Origin of the sequence: Erythrobacter sp. SG61-1L, from assembly GCF_001305965.1 — a bacterium.
GTDB lineage: Bacteria > Pseudomonadota > Alphaproteobacteria > Sphingomonadales > Sphingomonadaceae > Andeanibacterium.
In genome coordinates, this window is record NZ_JXQC01000003.1 from 996,161 (window position 1) to 1,022,750 (window position 26,590).

General features: G+C 61.4%; 24 protein-coding genes and 1 tRNA gene. 16 read left to right on the plus strand and 9 right to left on the minus strand.

The annotated features are described in order from the left end of the window. Positions 1–16: 16 nt before the first annotated feature. Positions 17–1,534 carry an anthranilate synthase component I gene (trpE, locus tag SZ64_RS05145; protein WP_054529836.1) on the minus strand — a complete coding sequence of 506 codons (1,518 nt, stop codon included), beginning with the start codon at positions 1,532–1,534 and terminating at the stop codon, positions 17–19. A gap of 5 nt (positions 1,535–1,539) precedes the next feature. Continuing rightward, positions 1,540–3,474, minus strand: a complete 1,935-nt coding sequence (locus SZ64_RS05150; protein ID WP_054529837.1) for a SurA N-terminal domain-containing protein — start codon at positions 3,472–3,474, stop codon at positions 1,540–1,542. 209 nt (positions 3,475–3,683) lie between these two features. Here SZ64_RS05150 and tpiA point away from each other — a divergent pair, with 209 nt between their 5' ends. From tpiA to SZ64_RS05165, 3 genes are all read left to right on the plus strand, one after another. Continuing rightward, positions 3,684–4,442, plus strand: a complete 759-nt coding sequence (gene tpiA, locus SZ64_RS05155; RefSeq protein ID WP_054529838.1) for a triose-phosphate isomerase — start codon at positions 3,684–3,686, stop codon at positions 4,440–4,442. A 110-nt stretch (positions 4,443–4,552) separates the two neighbouring features. Next, positions 4,553–4,957 (plus strand): preprotein translocase subunit SecG, encoded by a 405-nt coding sequence (gene secG / locus SZ64_RS05160; RefSeq protein WP_054529839.1) that lies wholly within the window; start codon positions 4,553–4,555, stop codon positions 4,955–4,957. A gap of 131 nt (positions 4,958–5,088) precedes the next feature. Further along, positions 5,089–6,720 (plus strand): CTP synthase, encoded by a 1,632-nt coding sequence (locus SZ64_RS05165; RefSeq protein WP_054529840.1) that lies wholly within the window; start codon positions 5,089–5,091, stop codon positions 6,718–6,720. A gap of 81 nt (positions 6,721–6,801) precedes the next feature. Here SZ64_RS05165 and SZ64_RS05170 read toward each other — a convergent pair whose 3' ends face one another. Continuing rightward, positions 6,802–7,272, minus strand: coding sequence for an Hsp20 family protein (locus SZ64_RS05170; RefSeq protein WP_054529841.1), 471 nt, complete (start codon positions 7,270–7,272; stop codon positions 6,802–6,804). 175 nt (positions 7,273–7,447) lie between these two features. On the opposite strand from SZ64_RS05170, the gene grxC reads away from it, so the two are divergent. The 5 genes from grxC (at position 7,448) to SZ64_RS05195 (ending at position 10,632) form a co-directional block, all read left to right on the plus strand. Continuing rightward, positions 7,448–7,711, plus strand: a complete 264-nt coding sequence (grxC, locus tag SZ64_RS05175; RefSeq protein WP_082384444.1) for a glutaredoxin 3 — start codon at positions 7,448–7,450, stop codon at positions 7,709–7,711. 21 nt (positions 7,712–7,732) lie between these two features. Further along, complete coding sequence (locus tag SZ64_RS05180) at positions 7,733–8,575, plus strand: carbon-nitrogen hydrolase family protein (protein ID WP_054529842.1); 843 nt, start codon at positions 7,733–7,735, stop codon at positions 8,573–8,575. Next, on the plus strand, positions 8,572–9,048 hold the full coding sequence (locus tag SZ64_RS05185; RefSeq protein ID WP_054529843.1) for a DUF1178 family protein: 477 nt from the start codon (positions 8,572–8,574) through the stop codon (positions 9,046–9,048). The genes SZ64_RS05180 and SZ64_RS05185 overlap by 4 nt, the downstream gene beginning before the upstream one ends. Before the next feature lie 40 nt (positions 9,049–9,088). Continuing rightward, a tRNA-Arg gene (locus SZ64_RS05190) sits at positions 9,089–9,165 on the plus strand. A gap of 117 nt (positions 9,166–9,282) precedes the next feature. After that, positions 9,283–10,632: an aldehyde dehydrogenase family protein gene (locus tag SZ64_RS05195; protein WP_054529844.1), complete on the plus strand. Its 1,350-nt coding sequence runs from the start codon at positions 9,283–9,285 to the stop codon at positions 10,630–10,632. Between the two features lie 95 nt (positions 10,633–10,727). On the opposite strand, the gene SZ64_RS05200 is transcribed toward SZ64_RS05195, so the two are convergent. The 3 genes from SZ64_RS05200 to SZ64_RS05210 form a co-directional block, all read right to left on the minus strand. Beyond that, positions 10,728–11,714, minus strand: a complete 987-nt coding sequence (locus SZ64_RS05200) for a zinc-dependent alcohol dehydrogenase family protein (protein WP_054529845.1) — start codon at positions 11,712–11,714, stop codon at positions 10,728–10,730. Positions 11,715–11,736: 22 nt separating this feature from the next. Then, on the minus strand, positions 11,737–12,666 hold the full coding sequence (locus tag SZ64_RS05205) for an SDR family NAD(P)-dependent oxidoreductase (protein ID WP_054529846.1): 930 nt from the start codon (positions 12,664–12,666) through the stop codon (positions 11,737–11,739). 151 nt (positions 12,667–12,817) lie between these two features. Further along, positions 12,818–16,042: a TonB-dependent receptor gene (locus SZ64_RS05210; protein WP_241772985.1), complete on the minus strand. Its 3,225-nt coding sequence runs from the start codon at positions 16,040–16,042 to the stop codon at positions 12,818–12,820. Between the two features lie 805 nt (positions 16,043–16,847). Between SZ64_RS05210 and SZ64_RS18535 the strand changes: the two genes are divergently transcribed. Beyond that, the gene (locus tag SZ64_RS18535; protein ID WP_156313529.1) at positions 16,848–17,654 is read left to right on the plus strand and encodes a hypothetical protein; all 807 of its coding nucleotides are present in this window, start codon (positions 16,848–16,850) and stop codon (positions 17,652–17,654) included. Then, positions 17,605–18,201, plus strand: a complete 597-nt coding sequence (locus SZ64_RS05220) for a helix-turn-helix domain-containing protein (protein ID WP_156313532.1) — start codon at positions 17,605–17,607, stop codon at positions 18,199–18,201. The genes SZ64_RS18535 and SZ64_RS05220 overlap by 50 nt, the downstream gene beginning before the upstream one ends. Positions 18,202–18,243: 42 nt before the next feature. Here the strand turns inward: SZ64_RS05220 and SZ64_RS05225 are convergent, their stop codons facing one another. Beyond that, the gene (locus tag SZ64_RS05225) at positions 18,244–18,816 is read right to left on the minus strand and encodes a hypothetical protein (RefSeq protein ID WP_054529850.1); all 573 of its coding nucleotides are present in this window, start codon (positions 18,814–18,816) and stop codon (positions 18,244–18,246) included. Between the two features lie 242 nt (positions 18,817–19,058). Between SZ64_RS05225 and SZ64_RS05230 the strand changes: the two genes are divergently transcribed. The 6 genes from SZ64_RS05230 to SZ64_RS05255 all read left to right on the plus strand — a co-directional run bounded on the left by SZ64_RS05230 (position 19,059) and on the right by SZ64_RS05255 (position 24,294). Beyond that, positions 19,059–20,060, plus strand: a complete 1,002-nt coding sequence (locus tag SZ64_RS05230) for an aldo/keto reductase (protein ID WP_199797066.1) — start codon at positions 19,059–19,061, stop codon at positions 20,058–20,060. A 70-nt stretch (positions 20,061–20,130) separates the two neighbouring features. Continuing rightward, complete coding sequence (locus SZ64_RS05235) at positions 20,131–20,442, plus strand: septum formation initiator family protein (protein ID WP_054529851.1); 312 nt, start codon at positions 20,131–20,133, stop codon at positions 20,440–20,442. Between the two features lie 272 nt (positions 20,443–20,714). Further along, entirely contained in the window at positions 20,715–21,725 is a 1,011-nt protein-coding gene (gene pdhA, locus SZ64_RS05240) for a pyruvate dehydrogenase (acetyl-transferring) E1 component subunit alpha (protein WP_241773090.1), read from the plus strand. A 1-nt stretch (position 21,726) separates the two neighbouring features. After that, a complete protein-coding gene (locus SZ64_RS05245; protein WP_054529853.1) occupies positions 21,727–23,082 on the plus strand; it encodes a pyruvate dehydrogenase complex E1 component subunit beta in 1,356 nt (451 codons plus the stop codon). Between the two features lie 57 nt (positions 23,083–23,139). Then, the gene (locus SZ64_RS05250; RefSeq protein WP_054529854.1) at positions 23,140–23,796 is read left to right on the plus strand and encodes a hypothetical protein; all 657 of its coding nucleotides are present in this window, start codon (positions 23,140–23,142) and stop codon (positions 23,794–23,796) included. Between the two features lie 36 nt (positions 23,797–23,832). Then, positions 23,833–24,294 carry an EF-hand domain-containing protein gene (locus tag SZ64_RS05255; protein WP_054529855.1) on the plus strand — a complete coding sequence of 154 codons (462 nt, stop codon included), beginning with the start codon at positions 23,833–23,835 and terminating at the stop codon, positions 24,292–24,294. Positions 24,295–24,337: 43 nt separating this feature from the next. On the opposite strand, the gene SZ64_RS05260 is transcribed toward SZ64_RS05255, so the two are convergent. Further along, on the minus strand, positions 24,338–25,090 hold the full coding sequence (locus SZ64_RS05260; protein ID WP_054529856.1) for an outer membrane beta-barrel protein: 753 nt from the start codon (positions 25,088–25,090) through the stop codon (positions 24,338–24,340). Between the two features lie 146 nt (positions 25,091–25,236). Then, positions 25,237–26,589, minus strand: coding sequence for a methylenetetrahydrofolate--tRNA-(uracil(54)-C(5))-methyltransferase (FADH(2)-oxidizing) TrmFO (gene trmFO, locus SZ64_RS05265; RefSeq protein WP_054529857.1), 1,353 nt, complete (start codon positions 26,587–26,589; stop codon positions 25,237–25,239). Position 26,590: the final 1 nt, after the last annotated feature.

The following is a 26,590-nucleotide window of genomic DNA, read 5'->3' on the forward strand; positions in this document are numbered from 1 at the left end:
GCGGCCAGCGCCCGCATCACTGCCCGAAGTCCGGCTCGCTCGCCACGCGGGCTGCTTCGCGGGCCGCCGCGATCAGCGCGCCTGCCTTGTGCCGGCATTCCGCCTGCTCATAGGCCGGATCGCTATCGGCAACGATGCCCGCACCGGCCTGAACATGCATCACGCCGTCCTTCACCACGGCAGTGCGCAGCACAATGCAGCTGTCGATTGAGCCGTCCGGCCCGAAATAGCCGACGCCGCCTGCATAGGGCCCGCGCGATTCGGGTTCCAGTTCGGCGATGATCTCGCAGGCGCGGATCTTGGGGGCACCCGAGACGGTGCCCGCCGGGAAGCCAGCGAACAGAGCGTCGAGTGCATCGTGATCCGGGGAAAGCTTGCCCACCACATTGCTGACGATGTGCATCACATGGCTGTAGCGTTCGATGGTGAAGCTGGCCGTCACCTTCACGCTGCCCTTGCTTGCCACGCGGCCGACATCGTTGCGCCCGAGATCGAGCAGCATCAGATGTTCGGCGCGTTCCTTCGCATCCGCCAGCAGGCTTTCCTCATTCGCCCGGTCTTCCTCATCCGTCTTTCCGCGTGGACGGGTGCCGGCGATGGGACGGATCGTCACTTCGCCATGGCGCACGCGCACGAGGATTTCGGGACTCGAACCCACCACCGCGAAGCCGGGCAGGTCGAGGAAATAGAGGAAGGGCGAAGGGTTCACCCGGCGCAGCGCGCGATAAAGCGCCAGCGGCGGAAGCGGGAAGGGGCAAGTGAAGCGCTGGGCCAGCACCACCTGAAAAATGTCGCCCGCCTCGATATAGCCCTTGGCCTTGGCCACCATGCTTTCATAGAGCCCGTGCGGCATTACCGGGGTCAGCTCCATGTCGGGCAGGCTGGCGTCCTTCACCGGGCCGGGAATGGCCCCGGCCAGGCGGCGCAGGGTGCTGTCGATTTTCTCGCCGGCAAGCTCGATCGCACGGTCCGGGTCTGCGGCAGACCAGATGGGCGAGATACAGAACAATTCATCACTCAGCCGGTCGAACACCAGCGTCACCGTCGGGCGGGAGATCAGGATGTCCGGCACCGCCAGTTCGCTCTGCGGCGCGCGGGGCAGTTCTTCGACCAGGCCGATGGTTTCATAGGCGAAATAGCCGACCAGACAGGCAAGCGCCTGCGGCAGTTCCTTCGGCATCTCGATGCGGCACGTGGCCGAAAGCGTGCGCAGCTCCTCGAAACTGTCACCCGGAAGCGCCTCGAAAGCGTCGCGATCATGCTGCCACGCACGATTGACTTCGCAGGCGGCGCCGGTGGCACGGAACATCAGATCGGGGTCCAGCCCGAGCAGGCTGTAGCGCCCGCGCGTCTCGCCGGCTTCGACTGACTCCAGCAGGAAATCGCCCCGTCCCGGAACGATCAGTTTCAGCGCGGCGCCAACCGGAGTTTCCGTATCAGCGACGAGCTTGCGCCACACCAGCGCGGGCCGTCCCTCGGCAAGGGCGGCACGAGCCGATGCGGCGTTGTCAGGCAATGCTCCCGAAAGTGTCATGGTCGTCAATTGCGGCCCAGCAGTTGCTTCTTGACGGCTTCGATAGCCGCCTTGTTGCGTTCAACGCCAATTGCGTCTGTTGCTGCGCGGGCAAATTGCCCGGCATATTCATCGCCCAGCGTCTGGCCCAGCTGATCGCCAACCTGCGCCAGCAGCGGATCGTTCGGCGCGATCTGGCCTGGCTCGATGTCGTCGAGCTTCACCACGAACCAGCCATTGTCGTTCGGGGCCTCAAGCCGCTTCACCGTGCCTTCGGCCATGCTGAAGGCCAAAGCCAGCACCGGCGGCACGCGGCCACCGAGCTTGGCGAGATCCTCGCGGCTCATATTGATGGCATCGACCGGGGGCAGCTTCACCTTTTCCTTGGCGAGCGCGGCGGCAATCGTGTCGCCCTTGGCCACGGCCTTCATCACGCGGTCGGCCGCAAGCTTGGCCTGCTTGTCGCCTTCTGCCCGGCGCCAGCCATTGACGACCATTTCGCGGACCTCGGAAAGCGGTGCGGCAGCGGCCGGAACGATCTTGCTGACGTCGTAGATCAGGAAGGTCTTGCCCGGTTCGATCTCGGCAAGTTGGGGTTGCCCTTCTTCCATCTGGAATGCGGTGGACAGCGCACGGCCCAGAATCGGCGGGGCGGTCTCGCCGGGCTTCATGTAGACAGCGCCGGTGCCGATCACTTCGGGGGTAGTCTGGACCTGGACCTGCAAGGTCTTGGCCACTTCAGCAAGGCTGGAGCCACCGTCGAACTCTTCTTCGACGCCTGCGCTCAGATCGGCGATCGCCTGGCGATGCTTCTCGGCGAGCAAGGCGGTGCGAATCTCTGCGCGCACCTGGTCAATCGTGCGGCCGGGAGTGCGTTCAATGCCGTCGACACGGATGATGTAGAAGCCCAATCCGCCGCGCGTGGTCGGCGCAAGCTGGCCGTTTTGCGCGCCGAAAGCGGCCTGCGCCACGGCGGAGGAAGTCTGCGCAGAATATTCCGCCTGAGTGAATGGACCAACCTGAGCGACCTGCAGGCCCTTTTCACGCGCTGCGACATCCAGCGACTTGCCCTTGGCGATTTCGTCGCGAATGGCCTTGGCGACGGCATCTGTTGAGGCGACCAGTTGCGTAAGGCGCCGCTTTTCGGTCGGCGCATATTGCGCGGAGTCGCGCTTGTAGCGGGCAGCGATTTCCGCGTCCGTCGGCTCGGGCACGTTCTTCACTGCGCTCGCATCGAAAGTTGCATAGCGGATAACGCGCCGTTCGGGGCGCATGTAGCGGGCCTTGTTGGCGTTGTAGAATTCGCTCACCTGGGCATCGCTTGGTGCCTTTGCGGGCGCATAGGCGTCACTCAGCAGCAGGCCGATGGAACCATGGCGCTTTTCGCGCAGCAGCGCGGCGTAATGCTTCACCAGCGAAGGCGGCAGAGTGCCGTTGGACAGAACCGGGCTTATGACCTGGCGGACAAGCAGGCCGGATTCGATGTCTTCGCGTACCTGCGTGTCGGTCAGCCCCTGCTGGGCGATGGCCGCGCGATAGGCATCCTGGCTGAACTTGCCATCAGGGCCGGTGAAGGCAGGGATAAGGGCAATCTGGCTGCCGATCAGGCGCTCGCCCGAACGCAGACCTTCTTCCTTCGCGAATTCGGCCAGAACAGTCCGGTCGATCAGACGGTCCAGCACCTTTTCCACACCGCCGTTGGCGACGAAGGCCTCCATCGTCAGCGTGGGGTTGCTGCGGCGCATATTGTCGAATTCGTTGCGCACGGCCGAGTTCAACTCGGAGGTGCTGATCTTGTGCTTGCCGACGATTGCCACCCGGTCCCCGCCGGCGACGCCGCCGAAAGAGCCGGTATTGGCCACATCGCCAACGGCGAAGGCCAGCGCGATCAGCGCAAGGGCAGCCAGCGTGACAATCACGCCGGTCTTGGAATTCATGAAAGTCCGGAACAGCTGAAGCATGATTAGGCGCCGCCTGGTGTGTAGTGGTAGGGCTCTTCCGGCCCGGTCGGCAGGCGCTTTATCCCCGCTGAGGCCGGGGGGCAACAGTGGACGCGGCTTTGGCCCTATGTGGAAAAGCGGTTTTGACAAGCCGGACGCCCGGGACTAGCGGGCATCACCCCAGACGGCGCCGGAATCGCGGCGCGTCACGAGCAGCTTAAGGACAATTGATGGCCCAGCGCCCCTATATTGTCGGCAATTGGAAGATGCATGGCACGCGCGCCATGCTGGCCGAAGCCCGCGCGATCGATCGCGCGGCAGAACGCCTTATCAAGGCGGAGGTGGCGATCGCGCCGCCCTATACACTGATTCACGCAATCCGTAAGGAAGCCTCGCTGATCGGCGTTGGCGCGCAGGATTGTCACCAGGCTGAAGGCGGTGCCCACACGGGTGATATTTCAGCGGCAATGCTGAAGGATGCCGGTGCCGGATTCGTCATCGTCGGTCACAGCGAACGCCGTTCCGACCATGGTGAGACGGACGCGGTGGTGAAGGCCAAGGCCTGCGCCGGGCTCCATGCGGGGCTTCAGGTCATTCTCTGCGTCGGCGAAAGCGAAGCGGATCGCGATGCAGGCAAGGCCGAACAGGTCGTGTGCGCACAGATCGCGGCGTCCCTGCCGGAAGGCAGCGACTATGCCGAAAAGATGACCATTGCCTATGAGCCTGTCTGGGCTATCGGCACCGGCCGTACTCCTTCCCTGGAAGAAATTGGCCAGATGCACGGCGCGATCCGCAGCCAGCTGGTTGAAATCTTCGGCGCGGCAGGCGCGGAAATTCGCATCCTCTACGGCGGTTCTGTGAAGGCAGAAAACGCGGCAGACATCCTCCATGTTGCAGAAGTGGGCGGTGCACTGGTCGGTGGGGCGAGCCTTACGGCGGAAAGCTTCCTCGGCATCATCGTCGCCGCGGCGGAACGCACCGACAGCTGACGGGCAGCAGGCGCGATGGCAGGAAACGGAGCCGCTCCCTTGCGGTTACGGCCCGCCATCGCTATCTGCCGCACCAACGATAGAGACTATCAAGAAGGCCAGACCGACAGATGTCGCTTTTCCTGTTCCTTACGGTCGTTCAGGCCATTGTGGCTGCCGCGCTTGTGGGCGTGGTGCTGATGCAGCGTTCCGAAGGCGGCGGCCTCGGCATGGGTGGTGGCGGTAGCCCGGCCGGGATCATGTCGGCACGCGGCGCCGCGGATTTCCTGACCCGCGCGACGACTATTCTTGCAACTCTGTTCGTGGTGCTCAGCATCGTCCTTGCGGCACTTGCCGTTGGGACCACGTCGAACCGCGAAGTCGACGCGACGCTGGATCGCACCGTCACGCCCGAAAAGAACGCCCAGTCGGATCTGCTCGGCGCGGCGGCTGCACCTACTGCTGCTCCGTCCGATGCGGCAAGCGGTTCGGCTCAGCCTGCCAGCAGCGATCCGTTGCAGGGCGCAGCGCAGTAAGCGCAGCGCCCGCACGCCCCTCGGGGTGTGCATTTCATCGCAGAATCGGCCCACACAACTGTGGATTGCCGCATTGGGGCGCAAGCAATGGCTTGCGCCGAATCCGAAACTCGTCTTAAGGCCCGACTCCCATGGCGCGGTACATTTTTATCACCGGCGGCGTGGTCTCCTCGCTCGGAAAAGGTCTCATGGCGGCAAGCCTTGCCGCTTTGCTGCAGGCGCGTGGCTTCAAGGTCCGCATCCGCAAGTTCGACCCCTATCTCAACGTCGATCCGGGGACGATGAGCCCCTATCAGCATGGCGAAGTCTATGTGACGGATGACGGGGCGGAGACCGATCTCGATCTTGGTCACTACGAACGCTTCACCGGCGTTTCCGCCCACCAGGGTGACAACATCACTTCCGGCCGCGTCTATCGCGACATTATCGCCAAGGAACGCCGTGGCGATTATCTTGGCGCGACGGTGCAGGTGATCCCGCATGTGACCGATGCGATCAAGGAATTCGCCCTGGCGGATACCGACGATCTCGATTTCATCCTGTGCGAATTCGGCGGCACTGTGGGCGACATCGAAGGCCTGCCCTTCATCGAGGCGATCCGCCAGCTGCGTAACGAGATGGGCCGGGAACAGACCTGCGCCATTCACGTCACGCTGGTGCCCTATGTCTCGGCCGCAGGTGAGTTGAAGACCAAGCCCACCCAGCACTCCGTGCGCGAACTGACCAGCCTTGGTGTGCAGCCTGATGTGCTGCTGTGCCGCTGCGAGCATGAGCTGCCTGAAGGCGAGCGCCGCAAGATCGCGCTGTTCTGTAACGTGCGGCCAGAAGCGGTGATCCCGGCGCTGGATGCCAGTTCGATCTATGCCGTGCCGCTGCAGTATCACGGTGAAGGCCTCGACGCGGAAGTGCTCCGCCATTTCGGCCTCGAAGCACCCGCTCCGGACCTGACCCGTTGGGCGGACATCATGGACCGCTTCGAAAACCCCGAGGGCGAAGTGACCATCGGTGTCGTCGGCAAATATGTCGGCCTGCCCGATGCCTACAAGTCGCTGAACGAGGCACTGGTCCATGGCGGCATGGCCAACCGGGTGAAGGTCAACATCCGCTGGATCGACGCCGAGATTTTCGAGCAGGGCGATTCGGACATCGCCGCCCAGCTTGAACCGATGCACGGCATTCTTGTGCCCGGCGGCTTCGGCGTGCGTGGTTCCGAAGGCAAGATCGCATCTGTGCGCTTTGCGCGTGAACGCAAGGTGCCGTTCTTCGGCATTTGCCTTGGCATGCAGATGGCCTGCGTCGAAGGTGCGCGTGCGGTCGGCATCGACGGTGCCAGCTCAACCGAATTTGGCGAAACGAAGGAACCGGTGGTGGGCATCATCACCGAATGGATGAGCAAGGAAGGCCTCCAGACGCGTGGCGCCGATACCGATCTGGGCGGCACGATGCGCCTTGGCGCCTATCAGGCACAGCTTGCTGCCAACAGCCATGTCTCGACCGTCTATGGTGGCTCTACTGCCATTTCAGAACGTCACCGCCACCGTTACGAAGTGAACGGGGCCTATAAGGAACGGCTCGAAAAGGGCGGCTTGATCTTCTCCGGCATGTCGCCTGACGGGCTGCTGCCGGAAATCGTGGAACGGCCGGACCATCCATGGTTCATCGGCGTGCAGTTCCACCCCGAACTGAAAAGCAAGCCCTTCGATCCGCATCCGCTTTTCGCGAGCTTCATCGAAGCGGCAGTGCACCAGTCCCGACTGGTCTGAGGCACGTAAGCCATCCAGCTGATACAGAAAGGGCGGACCCGTTTGGGCCCGCCCTTCGTTTTTCAGTGCGTTACGCGAGCGTCAGGCAGCGTCGGCCTGATCGTCATCATTGCGGACGACTTCGAGCGCCTTTTGCCCGTTCACGAGAATTTTCTTGGGCTTCATCGCCTCGGGCACTTCGCGCACAAGGTCGATCACAAGCAGGCCGTCTGCCAGATCCGCATCATCCACGCGGACGTAATCAGCCAGTTCGAAGCGGCGTTCGAAGCCGCGATTGGCGATGCCGACATGGAGATATTCGCCTTCGCCTGCCTCTTCCTTCTTCCGGCCCTGGATCACCAGCAGGTTCTGCTGCGCAGTGATGTCCAGATCTTCCGGGCGGAAGCCGGCAACGGCAAGGGTGATGCGATAGGCATCCTGCCCGCGGCGCTCGATATTGAAGGGGGGATAATTGTCGCCGCTATTCACGCGGGCATGACCTTCGAGAAGATCGAACAGGCGATCGAAACCAACGGTGCTGCGACGGTAGGGGGAAAGGTCGAAACGGTTCATATTCCTACAAATCCTCAATTGAGCAATTTGGCCTATGGGAAGCCCGGCAAGCGGCACTTCCCCTGTTTTCGGAGCCACGCCCTTCCGGCACGCGTCTCCAATGCCTAGATATGACATCGATCCCGTGCTTCAAGGGGGTGGAGCACGCGAAATGCACAAGTGAAAGGACCCGGACGTGAGCACGCCCAAGGTTGATATCTATACCAAATTTGCCTGCCCCTATTGCATGCGCGCCAAGGCGCTTCTCGAGCGGAAGGGCGTGGAGTTCGAGGAATTCGACATCACGTTTGGCGGAGAAAAGCGCGAGGAAATGATTCAGCGCGCGCCCATGGCCCGCACCGTGCCGCAGATTTTCATCGGCGATTATCATGTCGGCGGTTCCGACGATCTCGCGGCCCTGGATCGCGAGGGCAAGCTCGATCCCTTGCTCGGCCTCTAATCTGGTACTGATTGGCCGCGAATGACCCGTATTGCGCTTTTGCAGATGACTTCCGGGATCGATCCGGAAGCCAATGCTCGAACGATTGAGGCAGCTGTTACTGACGCTGCCAAGGGCGGGGCGAGCATGTTGTTCACGCCCGAGATGTCAGGCCTTATCGACCGGGACAGGCAGCGGGCTGCGCGTCACATCGTGCCAGAAGCGCAGAATCCGGTGCTGTCCGCCGCGCGAGTGGCCGCCCATGATGCGGGAATTTGGTTGTCGCTCGGGTCGCTCGCCGTGAAGCGGGAAAGCAGCGATCCGGCCGAGACGCGCTGGGCGAACCGGACTTTCCTGATCGCGCCGGATGGCTCGATTGCCGCGCGCTACGACAAGATCCACATGTTCGACGTACAGCTTTCGACTGGTGAAAGCTGGCGTGAAAGCGCGGCATATGCGCCGGGCGAAGCCGTGGTGACTGCCGAAACACCGCTGGGCAGGCTGGGACTCGCGATCTGTTATGACATGCGGTTTCCTGCGCTTTTTGAGGAACTTGGTCAGCTTCGTTGCGATGCGATCTCAATTCCTGCGGCCTTCACCGTTCCAACCGGGCAAGCACATTGGCATTTGCTGCTGCGCACCCGGGCAGTGGAGGCCAGTGCCTATGTGATCGCAGCGGCGCAGGTGGGCGAGCATGAGGATGGCCGGCAGACCTATGGCCATTCGCTGGTCGTCGATCCCTGGGGCGAAGTCCTGCTCGACATGGGCGGCACGTCACCCGGCCTTGGCTTTGCCGACCTCGATCCGGCGCGCATCGCGGAAGTGCGTTCGCAGCTGCCAAGCCTTGCCAATCGCAGGGAAATTTCTAAATCCGCCGCATCATGATCGTGTTCGATCTCTCTTGCGGGCAGGGCCATCGCTTCGAAGGCTGGTTTTCCTCTTCAGAGGATTATGCCGGCCAGCAGGCGCGCGGGCTCGTCTCATGCCCCCATTGCGGTTCTGCCGAGATTGCCAAGGCGCCCATGGCGCCTGCTGTGCCACGCAAGGGCAACCAGCGCGCCGTCGTCACTGCAGAAGAAGAACCGCCGCAGCAGTCGGTTCCGGTCGCGGCGGGCATGCCGCCCGAAGTCACTCAGGCGCTCGAAAAGCTCGCCGAAATTCAGGCTGAAGCGCTCAAGCAGTCCAAGTGGGTTGGCGACGATTTTGCCGATGCATCGCGCGCGATGCATTATGGTGAGCGTGAGGTGCAGGTGATCCATGGCAAGGCCAGCGCCAAGCAGGCCAAGGAATTGCTGGACGAAGGCATCGCCGTTGCGCCGCTTCTTTTTCCCGTTGCCCCTCCGGACGAACTCAACTGATTGCCAGCGCTGCCAAGGGCCCTTAAAGGCTCGGATGCGTGCGCCCGTAGCTCAGCAGGATAGAGCACCAGATTCCTAATCTGGGGGCCACAGGTTCGAATCCTGTCGGGCGCACCACACTTGAATGGCCTTCGCAGGATGGCCATCTTGCCTGGCGGGTTCGCGGGATGCTTGTTGCGGTTTGGATGCCGGCAGGGCCGCGGATTTCACATCGTTCATAGACGGAAAAACCTCATGACCAGCTCCACGCAGACTGCCGCAGACCTCTCCAAGGACATTGCCCGCGTATTTGCCCTGCAACAGGCGCATCAGTGGGATGTCAAAGCCTCCACCGCAGAGCAGCGCAAGGCCAAGCTCACCAAGCTGAAGGGCGCCATCGAAGCCCATGCCGACGATATCGTTGCGGCCGTTCTGGAAGATACGCGCAAGCCCGAGGGCGAAATCCGCGTCACGGAAGTGCTCAACATTCTCGGCAATATCCAGCTCAATATCGACAGCCTCGATGACTGGATGAAGCCGACCGAAGTTACCCCGTCGAAGAACCCGGCTGACCGCGCCCAGATCGTTTATGAAGCGCGCGGCGTGTGCCTGGTCCTCGGGCCCTGGAACTTCCCGCTTGGCCTGACGCTCGGCCCGGTGGCAGCCGCCGTTGCCGCTGGCAATTGCTGCATCGTCAAGCTGACTGATCTGTGCCCTGCCACTGCCAAGATCGCCGGCACGATCATCCGCGAAGTGTTCGACGAAAACGAAGTCGCACTGTTCGAAGGCGATGTGAGCGTGGCCGAAGCCCTGCTCGAACTGCCGTTCAACCACATCTTCTTCACCGGCAGCACTCGCGTGGGCAAGATCGTGATGGCGGCTGCCGCCAAGAACCTTGCCAGCGTCACGCTGGAACTGGGCGGCAAGTCGCCGGTCATCATCGATGACGGTGCGGATATCGGCGCCATCGGGGCGGCTCTGGCCGGTGCCAAGCAGTTCAATGGCGGCCAGGCCTGCATCTGCCCTGACTATGTCTTCGTGAAGGAAGACAAGAAGGCCGAGCTGGTCGAAGCCTTCAAGACCAACGTACAGAAGAACCTCTATGACGAGGCTGGCGCGATCAATAAGCAGGCGATTGCTCAGGTCGTGAACCAGGGCAATTTCAACCGCGTGAAGGCGATGTTCGACGACGCGGTGGAGAAGGGCGCCACTGTCGCAGTTGGCGGCACTTTCGACGAGGCGGACCTGACGGTCCACCCGACCATGCTGACCGATGTGACCCCGCAGATGAAGATTCTTCAGGAGGAAATCTTCGCTCCGCTGCTGCCGGTCATGACCTATGACACGCTCGATCAGGCGATTGGCTATATCGAAGCGCGCGACAAGCCGCTGGCCCTGTATGTTTTCAGCCCTGACGATGCGAATGTGCAGAAGGTGCTGGACCGCACTTCCTCGGGCGGCGTGACGGTGAACGGCGTGTTCTCGCACTATCTGGAAAACCGCCTGCCCTTCGGCGGCGTCAATGGCAGCGGTGTCGGCAGCTATCACGGCTATTTCGGCTTCAAGGCCTTCAGCCACGAGCGCGCTGTCTATATCCACCAGTAAGGCCTGCCGGGCCGCATCGACGGCCTGATGGGACATATGAAAAGGGCCTCCCCGGCGGGAGGCCCTTTTTGATTTCCGTGTTGCGGTAGCCTTCGTCAGACCGTGACGACGACCTTGCCGATTTGCTGGTTCGATTCGAGATAGGCGTTGGCCTCGCCAATCTGATCCAGAGAGAAGACCTTGGAAATCACAGGCTTGAGGCGTCCTTCTGCCAAGCCCTGATAAATCACGCGCTGCGCCCGCTTGTAACGTTCGGGATTGTTCCAGATCTCGCTGGCCACCCAGCCGCGCATGGATGCCCCCTTCATCGCGCAGGGCCAATGTGCATAGGGTGTCTCGGTCTCGCTCAGGCCGCCATAAATGAACAGGATGCCACGTTCCGCCAGTGAAGAGGCGAGGGTGAAGACATAGGGGCCGCCCACCGGGTCGAACGCGCAGCGCGCACCCTTGTCGCCGGTGATCTGCATCACCCGTTCCACCAGATCTTCTTCCTCGGTGGCTACCACATGTGCTGCGCCCAGAGCTTTCAGCGCATCGGCCTTGGCGCTGGTGCGCGTGCAGGCAATGGAGGTAGCTCCGGCCCAGTTGGCAAGCTGGATCGCGGCCAGACCCACGCTGGATGAAGCCGCACGGATGATCGCGGCATCGCCGATGCCAACATTGGCGACTTCGATCAGCGCGAAAGCCGTGAAATATTGCATCCAGACCGAGGCCGCTTCCGCCATGGACAGGCCTTCCGGTGCAGGAAGCAGGGCATGGGCCGGCACGATCGCCTCTTCACCCCACACGCCGTATGTGCCCAGCTGGAACTTCGGGACGACCGAAACCTTGTCGCCCACCGTGAAGCCTTCCACTCCGTCGCCCAGCGCCAGAATGGTGCCGGCGGCTTCATATCCCATGAAACAGGGCAGAGTGACGGGCACGGGATAGCGCCCGGCGCGATACATCGCCTCAGAACGGTTGAGACCAATGGCTTCTACCTTGATGCGGACTTCACCCGCGCCCGGTGCGGGCAGCTCGATTTCCTCGAATTGCAGCACTTCCGGGCCGCCCTGCCGGTGCAGGCGGATGATCTTGGCCATATTCTCTCTCCCCATTTATCTCTCAGTCGAGCGGCGGCCCGTCCAGAACCTGCTGCTTGTCGTAGATTGGATTGTACAGCAACGTTCCGAACAGCTTTACGACATCGGCGCGCTGTTGGTTGATCGGTTCCACGGGCTGTGCACGAAGCAATGCATCATTCCGGGCCTTGATGCCGGGCGCGAATTCCGGATGGGTCATGATGAACAAGTCGCCCCGTCGAATACCGCGCAACACCCGCTTGCCGACTTCTTCTTTTGACATGAACACGGAGGGATCGAAGGTGAAATTGCGCGGAGGGCGTCCATCCGGGCCAACTTCCGGCTGCGGCTCGTTCTGTAGATGCTCCGGGCGGACCTCGCCGGTCGTGGCGCCAAGGTTGGTCTGAACCGGGCCGGGATAGAAGCAGGATACTCCAATCGGTGTTCCCTCAAGTTCGGTCGCGAGGGCTTCCATCATGCCGGAAATGGCGAACTTGGCAGTGCAATAGAGGCCCGCCGTGCCGACCGCCGAAAAGCCGCCGGTCGAGCTGGTGGCAACTATGTGGCACTCTTCGCCATGAGCCTGCATTCGGGGCAGGAAGGTGACGAGGCCGTTGACCACGCCATAGATGTTCACCTGTATGTTGAAATCCCAATCCTTGAAGGTGCTCGTGGCCATCGGACCGGCAATACCGACACCGGCATTGAGCGCGAGAACATGGATGTGGCCGAAGATAGCCTCGGCTTCTTCGGCAGCTTTAGACCAGCCATCGCGGTCGGTCACGTCAAGCCTGATGGGGTGAACGGCGAAATTCGTGTGAGCGAATTCGGCCATGGCCTCGTCCAGCGCCTGCTGCCGGATGTCCGCGATCACGACTTTCATGCCTGCTTCGGCAAAAGCCTTGGCCATGCCCAAACCCATGCCGCTGGCGCCGCCGGTGATGAATGCGGTCTTCCCGCGAACTTCCTTCATGGTCAGTCATCCTCTCGAGGTCAGGCGATGAAATGCGCTGGTTGGATGACTTTGTCCAGCTTCGGAGGCGGGCAAGTTGCCAAAGGAGAAAGGCAAAGAAAAAGGGCCCTCCCGTTTGGGAGAGCCCTCAGTCTTTCGGCTGCTGCCTGGATTAGAACTTGACGTTCGCACCCAGATAGAAGCGGCGGCCGTTGTCGTCGTAGAACCCGGTACCCAGGTTGCCACCGATCAGGTTGCCAGTGGCAGCCGGGTTGGTGTTGGTCGGGTTGTAACCGGTGAGCGGCGGAGCCTTGTTGAACAGGTTGTCCACACCGAAGCGGATGTTGACATTGTCCGTCAGGGCGTAGCTGCCGTTCAGATAGAAGATGTCGTAAGCCGGAGCGCCAATGGTGGCGGTACCGTTCGGAGCCTGGGGTTCCGAAGCATCTTCGATCGAGGGCAGGTGCTGCCACTGCAGGCCGAGCATGAAGTCGCCGATGCTGTAGTTCACCGAGGTGAACAGACGCCAGCGATAGTTGCCGCCGTTCACGCCATTGGCCGTCGGGCCCTGGGTGCCTGCATAATCCACGGTCGGATCGGTCGGAAGTTCGGCCGACAGGAAGTGGAGCAGGTAAGTGAACTGCGAGTTGACGCTCAGAGTGCCCGGACCAACATCGGCACCCCAGTCGAGCTGGGCGTCGATGCCTTCAACCTTGAAGCGACCGTTGTTCTTGTAGGTCAGGTTGACGTTGTCGAGGCCGCCGGTCACGGCGTTGCGCGTAATCGCCTTACAGGCAGCCGACTGGGCGGCAGCTGCAGGATCGGTCGCAACCAGCGGGTTCAGAGCCGGATCGAAGCAAGTGCGGAGCACGATGCCGACCGACTGCTGACCGATCGCGTCGTTCACAGCGATGTTGTAGTAATCGACCGTCAGGCGCAGGCGCGAAAGCAGCGGGCTTTCGAACGGCGAGCTGAGGACGATACCGGCAGTCCACGTATCGGCCTTTTCAGGCGTCAGCGCAGCATTACCGACAGCGCTCGGCCAGGCGAAGCCGAAGGTCGAGTTATCGGTCTGGCCCGGGCCACCATTATAGTAAGCCTGCGAAGCCTGGTTGTTCGGCATCATAGCCAGACAGGTCTGGTAGACCGATTCACCGTTCGCATTGTCCGGATTAGCCGAGTAAGGCATCGGGTTTGCGCGCGAGCAAAGGTCGCCCATCGTGTTGACGCCGAAGGTCTGCTGCTTGGCCAGATACAGTTCGGCGATGTTCGGAGCACGTTCTGCACGGTTGTAACCGCCACGGAAACGCAGCCAGTCGGTGACTTCCCAGTCGCCGAGCAGCTTGTAGGTGTAGCTGGTACCAGTGGTGCTGTAGTCCGAAATACGGCCGCCGAGTTCGAGGCTCAGGCTCTTGATGCCCGGGATATCGGCAAGAACCGGAACGAGCAATTCGCCGTAGGCTTCCTTCACATCGAAGTAACCGGCCGAGTTGCCGCTCGGATAAATACCCAGCGCCTGGTCATTGAACGAACGACCCTGAGTGGTGAGCGTATCGTTGGTGAATTCGAAATCGAGTTCACGATAGCTCGCACCGATAGCAGCGCGCAGATCGCCAGCGGGGAGGGTGACAACCTTGCCCTGCAGGTTGGCTTCCACGATGGTCTGGCGGGTGTAGGTCCGGTTCTTGAGGTCAGCGCGGATGGCTTCAAGGCAATCTTCCGAGTAGCCGCCGGCCGGGACGTTGAAGAAGTTCAGGCCGCTGGTGCAGGTGCCCGTCGAGGCGCCGAAGCCACCGAATGCCGAGTTGCCGGTGGACGAGAAGCCCTCGCCGAAGTGCGGCGCACGAAGCACTGCACGCAGGCGTTCCAGCGAGTAGATGCCGGTCTGCTTGGCGTGGGTCTGCGAGACACCATGGTTGACCGACAGATCCCAGGTCCAGTCAGTGCCCGGGATGTAGCCTTCGAGGCCAGCAACGAGGTTATACGTGATAACGTCGGTGAAGGTCTCGCGGTCGTCCGGAAGCAGCGTCGTGATGTTGAACGGCGCATACGGATCGTCGCGGCTCATCAGCAGGTTCCAGAGGTTGGAACCGAGGTCGCTTTCGTTCAGAACCTGGCGCATGTCCGGAGCGAAGTAATCCGGATCGGTGTCGAGGATGCCTTCCTGCGGACGGACGATATCGAGGGCGACGCCCCAACCGCCGGTGATCGGACCGGGTTCGTTGCGCGTTTCGGTGTGGACATGGCTGAACATGGCCTGGCCGAACACGCTGATCCAGTCGTTGATCTCGTAGTTGCCGCGCGCCAGGAAGTTATAGCGCGTGAGCGGCAGAACCAGCATCAGATCGGTGTTGTTCTGGACCATGGTACCGGCATCGGTGACCTTGGTGTTATAACCGTCGATCGGATCGGTGTTGCCGAAGTAGTTGATATAGCGCGTGAACGGAGCGCCATAGATGCCGTTCAGGTCGAAGAACGAACCGTTGACGAACGGATTGCCCTTGCTGTCCAGATAGACAGTGGTGCCCTGCACGTTCGGGCTGAAATGCGCGTTCGGGAACAGCGATTCCAGGCCGGAGGCATAGTTGCCGTTCGTGCCGTCGAGCAGGATGCCCGGGTTGTTGATGAAGAACTGCGAGCCGCCAGTGGTGCTCTTGTCGGCGTACAGGTCCTTGTACCACTTGCGGCTGCTGCGCAGGCTAGCCTGGCGATCGTTCATCGACATCGCGATGCTGACATTACCGCGACCATCGTCGAAGTCGGCGCCCATGATGCCCGAAATCTGGTATTCGAAGCCGTCACCATGTTCGGTGATGCCCATCTGACCGTCGAGTTCGAGACCCTGGAAGTCCTTCTTCAGAACGAAGTTGGTGACACCGGCCACAGCGTCGGCACCGTAGGTGGCCGAAGCACCGCCCGAGATCACTTCGACGCGCTGGATAGCGGCCGAGGGGATCGTCGAGATGTCGATAACGCCCGAAGCGTTGCCCGGCGTGCCGCGACGGCCGTCGAGCAGGACGAGGTTACGGTTTGCACCGATACCACGCAGCGACACGGTTGCAGCACCAGGGGTGTTGGTCGCGGTCGGCTGAATGTCGGCACCCAGGCTCGGGGTCTGGGCGGGCGTGAACTGCGGCAGCTTGTTCAGGTTGGTTTCAAGCGCGGCGGTCGACGAGTTCTGGATCAGGCCTTCATCAACCGTAACGGTCGGGCTGTTCGACTCGAAGTCCTTACGCTGAATGCGCGAACCGGTAACGATGATGGGTGCATCGCTGTCCTCGTTCGCGCCGTCATCCTGCGCATAGGCCGGCGCCGAGAACGACAGCGCAATAACGCTGGCGCCACCGGCAAGCATCAGGGCCTTCAAACCCCGTGCAGTGGTGAAAGTGGTACTCACTATTTACCCTCCCTTTAACAATCTTTGTGGCGGCGGGGCGCCGCCGGGTAGCAAACTTCTCAAAAAGCAGTGTCGAGCATGCCTGAAGCAGCCTGACCCAATTGGGCAGGAGCCTTGGAACCGGCGGCATCGATGGTTTGAGAAGGGCTAAAAGTGTAACAGACGGAAGCGCGCAGCGGCGAGCGCAGCGCACATACTCCAAATCCGTCATGAGCAGCGTGAAGCCGCACTTGCCCCATTAGTTCTCTCCCACATCGAGGCCCGTGTTCGATTCCGGCACTCTCGATCAGCCTTGTAACAATATTTGGGCATGTTGACCTTGTCTAGTCGACAATCAGCCTTTGCCGCGTAAGTTACGAACTGTGTCAGCTTGGTTACACTCGGCCACTCAAACAGGCCGCCAGCCAAGCATTGCCGTAGCGTAAAGCACTGAATTTGCCGGTCTGCGACTGGCTGCACATATGAAGCGCCGTTCACATATGTCCAGGCGTGACACGATGTGCAAATTTGTAGCCGGTTGATGTTGTCCGAACTGCAGCGGTTTGGTGTCAAAATGTAGTCGAATATTACGCCATTTGGCAGGCGTGTATCGCGAATATCCGGACAAAAGCAATGTCGTGGACAGTTCCTTCTGGGCTGCGCTGTGCATCTGCTTGAATGCCCGGGATGATCAGGCGTCGTCACCCACCGAAGCTAACGCTCTATCAATCTCCAAATTTTGCGATTAGGCTGATCTTGGGTCCGCGCATAATTTCGCCGGTAAGAGCGGCGCGGTGGGATAAACGAGGAGGGATTGCCAGCAGCCATGGGCGCGCAGGCGGATGAACAGCATCGACCGAAGGGCGCCGTTTCTGCGGTGTCCGAACGCACGGGTGGAGATTGGCAAGGACTGCTGCGCGATCACGCGCGGCGGCGCTGGGGCGAAATTCTCGACAGCCTGAAAAACGGAAAGCCCATTCCCAGGCTGGATGAGGCGGCGCTTGCGCAACTTGTCATAGTCCTTGGCCCGCAGGCCAACGAGGCGCTGCGCCTTGTCGACAGGCTTGCAATGGGCGCGGCGACCGAGGCGTTTGCTAACGACAGCGCAGATATTTCACCGGGGGAAGAGTTTTCGAGCCAGCTTGGCCGGATTCTGGAAGGGTTCACTCCCGGCAGCCCGGAATTTCCATCTGCTCCTCGCGATCACGGCCCTCCGCGCCTGTTTCAAAGCGAGCTGTGGCAGCTGCTTCACAAGGTGCGTGAAAGTGCCGAACTTTCCTATGCCCGCGAGATTGACCTTGTCGAACTGGACCGGCGCATCCTGTTCCTGCTCAAGACGCGCGGCCCGCTGGTTCCTGCCGGACTTTCCTCTGCGATCGGGGTGGACAAGGCACAGGTCAGCCGTTCGGTAAAAACGCCTGCTGGAGCTCAAGCTGGTGCAGCGCGAGCAAATTCGCAGTCCGGTGACGTTGACTCGCAAGGGCGAAGTGCTGGCCGAAAGACTGTTGCGCCTTGCCGAACTGCGCAACCGCGAACTCAGCTTCGATGTCAGCGACAAGGAATTGCAGGATTTCTTCGCTGTGATGGAGATCCTGCTGGATCGGGCGGTCTCGCTCTACGAACAGGAGCGTGACCTGGCGCATAAGGTCGGGCCGGGCGTCAATGAGGCAGAACCGGGCCATGGCTTCGAAGTGCGGCGAGTGAACGAGCCGATTGTAATCGACCGTTCGCGGATCGTCTCGCCGCTATTGACGCTCAGTGCCTATTTCTCGCGCAGCGGTGCCCTTGCGTTCAAGCGCAGCACTGGCCTGTCCAACTTCGAGGCATGGGTACTCAGCGAAATCGGGAAGGCGCCGCCGACCGACTGGTCGCAATTGGTGCGCGCACTGGAAAGAGACCATAGCCAAGCCGGGCGAACGGTGAACCACCTGATCGAACGCGGGCTGGTTGTCCGTGAAGGCAAGCCTGGCAGACGCCACGGCCGTTTCTCCCTCAGCGAGGAAGGGCAGGGCTATTACGACATCATCGTAGAGACAGGATACAAGCGGAGCAGGTTCCTTATGGAACCCGTACCGGCGCCGCAGCTTGAGGCATTCCTGGCAACGTTCGACAAAATTCGCCGCAACGCCGCAGCCCAGCTTGAGCGCGAAAAGGCCTTCGAAGAACTCGAAAGCCACTGAAAATGGCCCGCCGGCGTCGCACGCCAGCGGGCCATTCAGAGATTACTTGACGCGCTTCACGCGGACGGCGGCCTGGCCGTCAACAACCATCAGGAAGCTGCCAAGCGATGCGCGCTGCAGTTCCACGATGGCGCCCTTGCGTGGAACGCGGAAGCCGCGCGAAACAGAATCGGTGAACACCCACTGTGCGCCGCCTTCCAGCGTCAGCAAATAAATGCCGGGCTCCCGCTCGCGCACTTCGACGATCTTGGCGCGGATTTCTTCCGGGCCAACACCGCGGTCTTCAGAACTCTTGAAGCGATCGGGTGACTTCACGCTTTCGGCGCCGAAGCCCTGCACGCCATAATTTCCGCCCGAACCGACGACTGCACCGCCGCCCTGAACGCGCTCACCCGCGCCCGGCATGCGCGGCGAACCGCCGCCCGCGCGGATATTGTTGTCGTAACAGGCGAGGCGCGCGCTGGGATCGTCGATCTTGGCGCATTCGCGCATGATGTTGAGCACCGTGGATGGATCGACCTGCGCCGATGCGGGGGCGCTGATACCCAGCGTTGCCAAGGCGGCACCAGCCAGCAACATGGTGGCGCGCTGCAGGTGCTTCACGCGGTGGGCCATAATCGACAAACTCCTCTCAATTTAATCGCGACACTGGCGGGTAGGCCTCACTTTCGCAAGTGGCTTCGGCCGCGGTCGCCGTGTCGGCTTTCGCAGCGCTGCTAGCACAGCAGGGCGGGGCAGTGAACGGATTTGGAAACGCTTTTGGCTGGCAATCGCCTGCTCGCCACCTAGAGTCCGCCACCTGAACACAGAGAGGATGGACGATGGCGATGGAGATGCGGGTTCTGGGCGCAACCGGAATGAGGGTAAGCAATTTGTGCCTGGGTACGATGATGTTTGGTGCCATGGGCAATACCGATCACAGGGATTGCGTTCGGATCATGCATCGCGCCTTCGATTCCGGGATCAATTTCCTCGACACCGCCGATGTCTATTCGCGAGGCGAATCGGAAGAGATCGTCGGGCAGGGCCTTAAGGGCAGGAGAGACAAGGTCATCCTCGCCACCAAGTTCTTCAACCCGATGGGCGAAGAACCAAACATGCGCGGCGGCTCGCGCCTGTGGATCGAGCGGGCCGTGGATGAAAGCCTGCGCCGCTTGCAGACCGACTATATCGACCTTTACCAGATGCATCGCTGGGATGCGGCGACCGACATCGACGATGTGCTGTTCTCGCTCACTGAACTCGTGCGCAAGGGCAAGATTCGCAGTTTCGGCAGTTCCATGTTCCCGGCTGACCGCATTGTTGAGGCGCAATGGACCGCAGATCGTCGGAACTATTTGCCATTCCGCTGCGAACAGAGCGTCTATTCAATCTTTAATCGCGACATCGAACGCTTCGTGCTCCCAGCCTGCGCGCGCTACGGCATGGGCATGATCGTATGGAGCCCGCTCGACGGGGGCTTCCTCTCCGGCAAATACAAGGCTTCGACCGATTTTGCGGAATCGAGCAGAATTGTTGCCTTTTCCAAGCGCTTCACCGGCAAATTCGATGCTGAATCGCAAGTGATCCAGCGCAAGCTGGCCATGGTCACGGAACTGGAAAAGCTGGCGCAGGAAGCCGGGATCACGCTTGCACAGATGGCCATCTCCTTCGCCACTGAACATCCTGCTGTGACGAGTGCGATCATAGGGCCGCGTGTGATGGACCACCTCGAAACCTTGCTCGATTGCGGCGAAATGCGGCTCGATCCGGCATTGCTGGACGCTATCGACGCCATTTGCCCTCCCGGCACGTCTGCCAATCCCTTGACCGACATGCCGAGCGGGACAGGGAAGGAGAGTATCCGCCGAAGCCGCTAGCTGCGACGAATGGCGTGGAATCGCTCAAAATCCCTTGAATCCGGGGGCTATATGTGATTCATGTGACTAGATGACACGCACCGAACCAACCTTGCTGACTCGCCGCGAAAAGCTGGTGCAGATGGGTGCACTCGGTTGGCTGCTTGTGTTGGGTGGCCTGTCGCTCGCAGGGCCGAGCGGTGCGCTCGCTTGGGGTGAGAATCTGCGCCAGCTCGATAAGCGGGAAGCCCAGATCGCAGAATTGAAGGCGGAGCGGGACGAGTTGCAGAACCGCGTCGCTTTGCTCGATCCGAACAAGGCCGATCCAGACCTTGTGGGTGAATTGCTGCGCAAAAACCTGAATGTCGTGCATCAGGACGAAGTCGTCATTACGCTCGACTAACCGATGAGGTTAGTTTTGTGCGAGCCGGGCACCGGATCGCGTTTCATGCTTTTCACCTTCTGTGCATTCCGGGCGTTGCCTATGCGCTCGGCTTGCGCTTATAGGCAGCGCGAAGCTCGCGTGTGCCGTAGCGTGCACGGCACAAGCATGGGGCCAGACGAAGGGATACGATTTTGGCGAAGCCTGCCTCCAAATCCGGTACTTCCTCCAGCAAAACGAACAGCAATAAGCCCGACGCGGAACCTTCCGTAGGGGCGGGGGACAAATTTGCGCTGCACAGCCTGCAAGAGGCTCATTCGCAGCAGAAACGTTACGCAGCGAGCGACGAGGAACTGCTCGAACTGTATGAAAAGATGCTGCTCATCCGCCGCTTTGAAGAGCGCGCGGGGCAGCTTTACGGCCTCGGCCTGATCGGTGGTTTCTGCCACCTGTATATCGGCCAGGAAGCCGTTGCGGTGGGCATCCAGTCCGCGCTCGAATCCGGCAAGGACAGCGTCATTACCGGCTATCGCGACCATGGTCACATGCTCGCTTACGGCATCGATCCCAAGATCATCATGGCTGAACTGACCGGCCGCGCTGCCGGCATCAGCCGGGGCAAGGGCGGTTCGATGCATATGTTCAGCACCGAGCATGCATTTTACGGCGGCCACGGCATCGTGGGTGCGCAGGTTCCGCTCGGCGCCGGCCTCGCCTTCGGCCACAAATATCGTGAAGATGGCGGTATCTGCGTTGCCTATTTTGGCGACGGTGCAGCCAATCAGGGCCAGGTCTACGAAACCTTCAACATGGCTTCGCTGTGGAAGCTGCCGATCCTGTTCGTGATCGAAAACAACCAGTACGCCATGGGCACTTCGGTCCAGCGCAGTTCTGCCGAAACGCATTTCTATCGCCGCGGCACTGCCTTCCGCATTCCGGGCATGGATGTGAACGGCATGGACGTGCTGGAAGTGCGCCAGGCCACGGAAATCGCCGCAAAGCATGTGCGCGAAGGCCATGGCCCGGTGCTGATGGAACTCAACACCTATCGCTATCGTGGCCACTCCATGTCGGACCCGGCCAAGTATCGTACGCGCGAAGAAGTGCAGGGCGTGCGTGAAAAGAAAGACCCGATCGACCATGCGAAGGCCGAGCTGATCGAGCGCGGCATTTCGGAAGACCGCCTGAAGGAAATCGAGAAAGTGATCCGCGCACAGGTCGCCGAAGCGGCTGATTTCTCCGAAAATTCGCCCGAGCCGGACGCTGCCGAGCTTTACACCGACATTCTGGTGGGGAGCTACTGAGATGGCGATCGAACTCAAGATGCCCGCCCTTTCACCCACCATGGAGGAAGGCACGCTGGCCAAGTGGCTGGTCAAGGAAGGCGACGAAGTGCGCGCCGGTGACATTCTGGCCGAAATCGAAACCGACAAGGCGACGATGGAATTCGAAGCTGTCGACGAGGGCACGGTCGGCTCGATCCTGGTTCCCGAAGGCACCGAGAATGTGAAGGTCGGCACAGTGATCGCGCTGATCGCAGGCGAGGGCGAGGAAGTTTCCGCTTCCCCGGCTCCGGCTGCTGCTGCCGCGGAAGCCCCGGCTGAAGCATCTGTCGCCAAGGCCGCGAAGCCTGTCGCCGCCCCACGCGCAAGCGATCCGGAAATCCCGGCAGGCACCAACATGATCTCCGTCACCGTGCGCGAAGCTCTGCGCGACGCCATGGCCGAAGAAATGCGCCGCGACGACCGCGTGTTCGTGATGGGCGAGGAAGTCGCCGAATATCAGGGCGCCTACAAGGTAACGCAAGGCCTGCTCGAGGAATTCGGGCCGAAGCGCGTGATCGATACGCCGATCACCGAATATGGCTTCGCTGGTATCGGCACCGGTGCAGCCATGGGCGGCCTGCGTCCGGTCGTGGAATTCATGACCTTCAACTTCGCGATGCAGGCGATTGACCACATCATCAATTCGGCCGCGAAGACCAATTACATGTCGGGTGGCCAGATGCGCTGCCCGGTCGTGTTCCGTGGCCCGAACGGCGCGGCCAGCCGCGTTGGCGCACAGCACAGCCAGAACTACGCACCGTGGTATTCCGCAGTGCCGGGTCTGATCGTGATCGCGCCCTATGATTCGTCCGATGCGAAGGGCCTGCTCAAGGCAGCCATCCGTTGCGACGATCCGGTGGTGTTCCTCGAAAACGAGCTGCTCTACGGCCGCAGCTACGAACTCGCCCAGCTTGACGATCACGTCCTGCCCATCGGCAAGGCGCGGATCATGCGCGAAGGCAAGGACGTGACGATCGTATCCTACTCGATCGGCGTCGGCCTCGCGTTGGAAGCGGCGGACAAGCTGGCGGAAGAAGGCATCGACGCGGAAGTGATCGACCTTCGCACCCTGCGCCCGCTCGACAAGGAAACGGTGCTGGCGAGCCTCGCCAAGACCAACCGCCTTGTCGTAGCCGAAGAAGGCTGGCCACAGTGCTCCATCGCTTCGGAAATCCAGGCGATCTGCATGGAGGATGGTTTCGACCATCTCGATGCCCCCGTCCTGCGCGTTTGCGACGAAGACGTGCCGCTGCCTTACGCTGCCAATCTGGAAAAGATGGCGCTGATCGATGCTCCGCGCATCGTCGAGGCAGTGAAGAAGGTTTGCTACCGTTAAGCGATTGATGCCCGCCATGGCTTGCCATGGCGGGCGCTTTGCGCGAACCGCAGCTGCATGTCGCAAAGCCTGATCGAAACGCTCTCCGCGCCTCAGAGGCTCGCCTTGGCCTATGCGCCAAGCCGGATGAAGCCTGTTACGCTGGTGCTGTTCGCACTGGAAGCCCGCCTTGCACAAGCCGTCAGGCTGGCGAGCGAACCGATCATGGCCCAGATGCGCCTCGCCTGGTGGCGTGACCAACTGGCGCTGCCCGTGAGCAAACGGGAAAATTCCGATGAGCTGGCCGCCGCACTTGCGCTGTTCGAGGGTGAGGAACCCGCTCTTCAATCCGTTGTCGACGGTTGGGAAGGGCTGCTTTCCGAATTGATGGATATCGCATCGGTCGAGCGGATTGCGGCGGGAAGGGCTGCCGGATTTGCCGCTCTCGCGCGCCTTGGCGGGAACGCCGATGTCGTGGACGATGCCTTCCGCGCCGGGCGCCGTTTTGCACTCGCAGACCTTGCTGCGAAATTCAGCGACCCGGATGAGCGCGCGCAGGTTCTTGCGCTGGCCGGGGCCGAGCGGGATCGGGCCATCACCTTGCCCAGGTCGCTCCGCAGCCTGGCCGTGCTGGACGGCCTTGCACGTCGGAGCATTGCCAGGGATGGTGTGCCGCTGCTGGATGGCCCGGGGAGCGCACTTGCGGCGATCCGTTTGGGCCTGATCGGGCGTTAGCCTATTGTCGTCGTAAGGGTCGCAGGGGGAACGGGCATGAACCGCATTGTGCTGGGGGCAGTGGGGGCACTGGCGCTTGTCGCGTTGGGCCTTTTCTGGTGGCAGGGCCGGGCCGAAGTGGAAAAGGGTGCACCGCCGCCTTCGTCCGAAACGCTTGCGGCGGACCCGATGGCATTGCCTTCAGCCGATGTCAGCGGAATGCGCGGGCCAACTCCGCCCGAAGCGAGCGAGTTGACGAAGGAACAGCAGCGCTTCTTCCGTTATGATCGGAATCGGGATCAGCGCATCAGCCGCGCTGAAATGCTGTCCACGCGAACCGATGGCTTTAGGAAGCTCGACAAGGACGGCAATAATCTGCTCACTTTCGAGGAATGGGCCGTGACTACGGTCGACCGCTTCGAAGGTGCAGACAAGGATGGCGACGGGGAACTGACCCAGCGCGAATTCGCCGCCACCGCGCCCAAGCCCGCGCCGAAGAAGCCCGCCTGCAAGTGCTGAGCGACGACGCCTGCCGTTTCAAACAGCAGGCGCCACATCACACTCAGAAGTGGTAATTCACGCCGAGGCTCACCGTGTGCATGCGCAGATCCTGCGTCACGGTCTCGCTGTAAAGCGCGCCCGGAGGTGCAAAACTGCTGCCTTGCAGATATTCCGTGTCATAGGTCACATCGCCAAGGTCCGAGTAATTATACTCGAGCCTTGCGGAGATATGCGGGGTGAACTTGTGTTCGACACCGCCGCCGACAACATAGCCGTCCAGCCAGTCGGACGAGCCGCCAGCCTTTGCGTAATTGCCGTTTGAATGAACAGATGCCCCAAGGTCGGCCTTGGAAGTGGCCCAGCCACCCGTGGCATAGATGAGGGTGGAGCCGGTCGCGAAGCCCAGCTTGCCCTTGAGTGCGAACAGGTTCTTCAAGTCGACGCTATTGGCCAAATTGTAATTGAGCGACGGGCTGTAAGTCACTGTGCGGAAATAGGTTTTATCGCCTTCCAGAAACTGGAAGGAGGCTTCCGCACCGATCACGAAGTTACCGCCGAGTTGGGCATTATAACCAAGCTGGCCACCATAGGCGAAGCCATCGACGCTCTGGTCTGTCGACCAGCCATCGATCACCGTATCGCGCAGATCCTGGGCTTCGATGCCCCAATCGTCCGACAGAGTGACGTCTGATTGTGATTTAGCAACGCCATAACCTGCGCTGACACCGACATAGGGGCCGCTGAAATTCGCCGTTTGGGCGAATGCTGGTGTACTTGCGGCGCAGCAGAGCGCGCCGATAAGGAGAAGTTTCACGGGTTGGGTTCCTTGTCAGTTCGCGAAGCACGCCTCGCGAAAGTGATTGCTCTGAATATGTGCAGCGACCCAACGCACTGCCCGCTAATTCAGGGTCCGGAATCCAGATTGTATAAATGCGACGTCCGGGTCGATCTGTGCCCCGATCACGCCGGAACGGTGAGATTGCCGGCTATCCACTCACCGAAGTCAGCCTTGGCGCGCGCGGTATAGGCTTCCTTGCGTTCCTTCTTGCGTACATCGTGGAGCGGCGGAAACAGGCCGAAATTGACGTTCATGGGCTGGAAGTGCTCCGCTTCTGCATCGCCGGTAATGTGGGAGAGCAGGGCGCCCATGGCGCTGGTGCGGGGCGGTGCAGTCCAGTGGCGGCCTGCCAGTTCTTCCGCAGCCATGATGCCCGCAAGAAGGCCCACGGCGCTGCTTTCCACATAGCCTTCGCAGCCGGTGATCTGTCCGGCAAAGCGGATATGTTCAGCCCCTTTCAGGCGCAACTGCCGGTCCAGCAGGATGGGAGAATTCAGGAAAGTGTTGCGATGCAGCCCCCCAAGCCGGGCGAATTCGGCATTCTCCAGCCCCGGAATCGTGCGGAACAGCCGCACTTGCTCGGCATGTTTCAGCTTGGTCTGGAAACCGACCATGTTCCAGAGCGTCCCCAGCTTGTTGTCCTGCCGCAGTTGCACCACGGCATAGGGCCAGCGGCCCTTGGGAAATTCGGGTGTGGCACTGCGCGGATCGTCCAGCCCGACCGGCTTCATTGGCCCGAAACGGAGAGTTTCAACGCCACGTTCCGCCATGACTTCTATCGGCATGCAGCCATCGAAATAGGGAGTGTCAGCCTCCCATTCCTTGAAGGAAGTCTTTTCCCCATCGAGCAGGCCCTGATGGAAAGCCAGGTACTGCTCCTTCGTCATGGGGCAGTTGATGTAGTCTTTCGTCTCACCCTTGTCCCAGCGGGATGCCATCCAGCAGATTTCCATGTCGATGCTGTCGCGATGAACGATCGGGGCAATGGCATCGAAGAAGGCGAGGCTGTCGGCGCCTGTCGCGCGGCCGATGCTTTCGGCGAGCGTGGCGGCGGTCAGCGGCCCGGTAGCGACGATGGTCAGGCCCGCATCGGGTAGAGAGTCAATCCGCTCGCGATGGATCTCTACGTTGGGCAGGGCGCGCAATTCACGTTCGACCTCGGCCGAAAACACATCGCGGTCCACTGCCATGGCAGAGCCGGCCGGCACGCGGGCCACTTCTCCCGCCCGCATGACGAGGGAATCGAGCCGCCGCATTTCGTGGTGCAACAGGCCCACGGCGTTCTTCTCGTCATCGTCCGAGCGGAAGCTGTTGGAGCAGACGAGTTCCGCCAGCCCATCGCCCTGGTGGGCCGGGGTCATGCTGCCGCTGCCCCGCATTTCCGAAAGGCGGACCTTCGCCCCGCGCCGTGCAAGTTGCCAGGCCGCTTCGCTTCCCGCGAGGCCGCCGCCGATAATGTGTACGTCATGCGCCATG